This is a genomic window from Prevotella sp. AM23-5, assembly GCF_003473645.1.
GTDB classification, from domain to species: Bacteria; Bacteroidota; Bacteroidia; order Bacteroidales; family Bacteroidaceae; genus Prevotella; species Prevotella copri_A.
Genome location: NZ_QUCG01000124.1, coordinates 1 through 3,999, shown reverse-complemented (window position 1 = coordinate 3,999; position 3,999 = coordinate 1). Strand labels below are relative to the sequence as shown.

The window sequence follows — 3,999 nt, the reverse complement described above, 5'->3', positions numbered from 1 at the left end:
GCTCCCTTTGGCTAAAGGGAGACGGAGGGATTCGAAAAAATGTATGATTATGGCAAACGAAAATAGCAAAATACAGGCAACCACTGATAAATCTCAGATAGTACTCTATCAACCAGACGAAAGTATTAGGTTGGAGGTGAAACTGGATCAAGATACGGTTCGGCTCAATCGTCAACAAATGGCGCAGTTATTTGGTCGTGATATCAAGACTATAGGTAAGCATATCAACAATGCTCTTCATGAAGAGCTAGCTTCTGACCCAACAGGCGCAAATTTTGCGACAATTGAAAATAGTAAAAATCCAACTGTCGCAAAGACAGCCTCTATCACTGTGGTCATTCATTAAATGCCAATGGCGGTCATAAGATTTCCGCTATAACCCTGATGGGTACTTCTCCAGAGGTAATCCTCTCAAAAGTAGAATAAACAATATTCCTCATTCGAGCAATGACAAGTGCAGAGCGATACTGCAATGAGGAACAAAATATAACTTTTTCCAAAAGATAGAAAAGGTGTAACTACTTGTAATATAGTAGGGACGCAGTATTGGTGATATACTTTAATCTGGGGGAGATTAGAGCAAGAATCAAAAACTCCCCCAAAAATTTGGTAGTTTCACCGAAAACCCTTATATTTGCACAATGAACAGAGAAATGGAGTATAAGCTCCATTAAAAACAATAAAATTACGCTGTTATGATTAGTAAAAATGTACAAAATATGATTCCAAAGATACAAGATTTCTTTGGTAGCCAGCCAATAACAAAGGCTTGGCTCTTTGGTTCATGCTCACGAGGTGAAGAAACTACTGATAGTGACATAGACATTCTTGTAGAGTATGATCGTCAGCATAATCGAATTTCTCTGATGAAAATAGCAGGTATTATGTTGAATTTGGAAGACTTGCTTCATCGCAAGGTGGATATAGTAGAGGCTAATCGTCTCCTCCCTTTTGCTCAAGAAACAGCCAACCAAGATAAATTCTTGATTTATGAGAGAAAAAGTTAGAGATAGGGGAAGGTTAGAGCATATTCTTGAAGCGATAGAAAGTATAGAGGAGTTTCATGCTCAATATACTTTTGAAGATATCAAGAAGAATAAGCTCATCTTTTATGGCTTTACCAAATTGGTGGAAGTAATAGGCGAGGCTGTCTATATGCTTTCAACAGAATTTCGTGAATCTCATTCTGATGTAAATTGGCGTCAGATAGAACGGATGCGACATGTCCTTGTGCATGGCTATTATACAATAGATCCCGAAAGCCTTTGGGACACAATAGAAGTTGACATTCCTGAGTTGAAACCTTGGATAGTTAAGTATCTGTCGGAGTAATTAAAAAAACTTATATTTTTCGCCGTCCCCATGCGGTCCCATTCCGCACAACCTGGCGAGACCTTTGATTGGTCCGCCAACCCTAAAGCGTAGCGGTTCTGAGCATCGGAGGGCGGTTACATCCTTCCTTTCTGAGAAGGGAAGGCTTGGTTAGGATGTGGAGCTCCCTTTGGCTAAAGGGTTTCTGTCCCCCCGCAAACGGGGGAAATGAAGGGGGGTAAAGACCATTGAACGGAGGGATTCGAGCAACGACAAGCACAGAGCGATACTGCAATGGGGGACAAAAATAACTTTTTTCAAAAACTTATATGTGTAACTACTTGTAATATAGTGGGGACGCTGTAATGGTGATATACAGTCTTATGGGTAATGCCCATTAAAACTAAGAGTAATTATGTATCAAAGTTTCGTTTGTGAATATTCTCTTGCGAATCTTTTGTTAAAATATACAATATGGATGATTTAAAAACACGTGTTCTTTGTGTAGATATGCCACAAGGTGTAATTAATTACCTTACAAAGGAACTATTAGATGTTTATGATTATAAGGTAGAACCTTCTTTAGATGCAAGAAATCTTGATTGTTCTTGGGATAGATTGCCAATAGCGATGCCATTTAATATTCCACGGAATCTTCATGAATATTCTATGATTATTCAAGATTTATCCTCAAATTCAAAGATAATACCTTATGATATATCAAAACACAAGGGAAAGAAGGCTATATCAGATGCAAACGATATATATAAGTGCTTATGTTTGAGTAAACCACAGAATGTGTTTGACCCATTGCCTTTTGCCTGCCGTTTAATAGGAAATGGTTTGAATGCGAAAAAAGGAAAAATGATTAAAGTGTTTTTCCAATCTGCAAAATATTACGTTGATTATAGTTGCATTAAAACTGACGGATATATTAAAAGCGTAGGTCGTTTTTCAAATTATGAATGTGTTGAGAATTTTACTAAAAACGTCTTGACTGGCAATAGAGTTAAATTGAATGATGAATATATGCTAGCATATGCTTTGTTCTCTGGAATCGAGGAACAATTATCATATTCTCAAACATTTAAACATCCAACCTTTAATCAACCTGGTTCATATAAAGAAGAACTTGATGAAAATTTTATTCCTCTTTTATTCAATGAGCAAGATGAAATCATTTCTTATGCTTATTATAATAAGAGGAATAGTTCTGTAACATTTATGTTGCCTCAGATAGATGATAAGAAAGTTTTGTTGGAAAGGTTGTTTACAGAATGTCTTTATAAGCATTTTTCGGAATTGTTCCCTTTGCAAACGAAGAACCCTTGGTTGGAAAATGATAATTATGTGCTACCTGAGATTATTCAGTTAAATAGAGAAAAGGAGGAAGCTCTAAAGCAATATGAAGACATCGTCAAACAGAAGGATAAGTCTATTGTAAAGATAAAAAAGAAACACAATTTTCTTTATTCTATGTTGACAGAAACTGGAGAAAATTTAGTTAATAATGTGAAGATTTTCTTGGAGTGGTTGGACTTTAGAAATGTAAAGTCTATGGATGCTACAGTCAAGGAAGGCGAGGATTTTGAGGAAGACTTGCAAGTCCTGCTGGATAATAATGAACTCTTAATCATAGAGGTAAAAGGTCTTCATGGTACTTCTAAAGATAATGAATGCGCACAGATTTCAAAGATAGAGACTCGCCGTGTGCATGAAGGAAAATATAGCAAGGTACACTCCTTGTATATAGTAAATAATGAACGAGGCAAAGAACCTCTTAAGCGACAGATGCCTCCTTTCACTGCTCATCAGATAAAAGATGCAGAATATTCGTATAGGGCGATGGCTTATACGTATCAGTTGTTTAATCTATATTTTGAGATACAAAATAGTGTTATAACAAAGGAAGAGGCGAGGAAAGCCTTGCTTGTTCCTGGTATTGTTAATTTTCATTCAAATTTCAAAGTCTTGGGAAAACCATATAATTATTTCAATGATATGACCGTTGCTTGTGTAGAAATTCATGAAACAAACATATCTGTAGGGGATTCCATTTACTTTGAGGATGTGAATAAGAGATTTCATTCAACAAAAATACTCTGTATTCAAGTTGAACATAAGAATTTTGATTCGATTAATGAAGGAAAGGTCGGAATTGAGTTAGAGTCGAAAGTTGTTCGTAATGCAGTTCTATATATAAAAAAATAAGAAATTATGTGCATAGATAAATCATATTTTTTAAAGGCGAGAGAACTATTCAAGGAGTATGGCTATACAGAATTGAACACCCAATACGATGATTGTTTGGCATTTTTGCTGGATGGAATGTATCCTTGTGTAGAATTGATTTCCAGTGAAAGTGGCGAAAAACATGCGGAAAGTCTTAAAAAGGACTATAAAGAAATGGATTATGCTGTGAAAATTTTCAGCAATAGTTCTATCGACGAATTGGAAAAATACTTGTTTAATGGCTTTTTTAAGGTGAAAGCTGCAAACAGAAGAATTTCAAGAATGTATGAGGAATATACTTCTTCTGTTATGAAGCCTTATGGAAAGCAAGGTAGTGATTATGAATATATTGATGTTTCTTATACCGTAGAGCATGGTATGGAGAAAACAGAGTCAAAAACTGGTGGCATTGTAGATTCTATTTATGATAATCCTTAATTCCGCAACACTATAATT

At 35.7% G+C, this 3,999-nt stretch carries 5 protein-coding genes; all 5 read left to right on the top strand.

Features of this window, described 5'->3' with window-relative positions; translation table 11 throughout:
• Positions 1 to 346 (top strand): hypothetical protein (locus DW657_RS16660; RefSeq protein ID WP_233547200.1); only part of this gene is annotated, 346 nt, incomplete at its 5' end.
• A gap of 349 nt (positions 347 to 695) precedes the next feature.
• Positions 696 to 1,007: a nucleotidyltransferase family protein gene (locus DW657_RS16655; protein WP_089545413.1), complete on the top strand. Its 312-nt coding sequence runs from the start codon at positions 696 to 698 to the stop codon at positions 1,005 to 1,007.
• A complete protein-coding gene (locus DW657_RS16650; RefSeq protein ID WP_118313485.1) occupies positions 991 to 1,332 on the top strand; it encodes a DUF86 domain-containing protein in 342 nt (113 codons plus the stop codon). The genes DW657_RS16655 and DW657_RS16650 overlap by 17 nt, the downstream gene beginning before the upstream one ends.
• A 453-nt stretch (positions 1,333 to 1,785) precedes the next feature.
• Complete coding sequence (locus DW657_RS16645; protein ID WP_147381989.1) at positions 1,786 to 3,522, top strand: hypothetical protein; 1,737 nt, start codon at positions 1,786 to 1,788, stop codon at positions 3,520 to 3,522.
• 6 nt (positions 3,523 to 3,528) lie between these two features.
• A complete protein-coding gene (locus tag DW657_RS16640; protein ID WP_118313483.1) occupies positions 3,529 to 3,981 on the top strand; it encodes a hypothetical protein in 453 nt (150 codons plus the stop codon).
• Positions 3,982 to 3,999 lie beyond the last annotated feature (18 nt).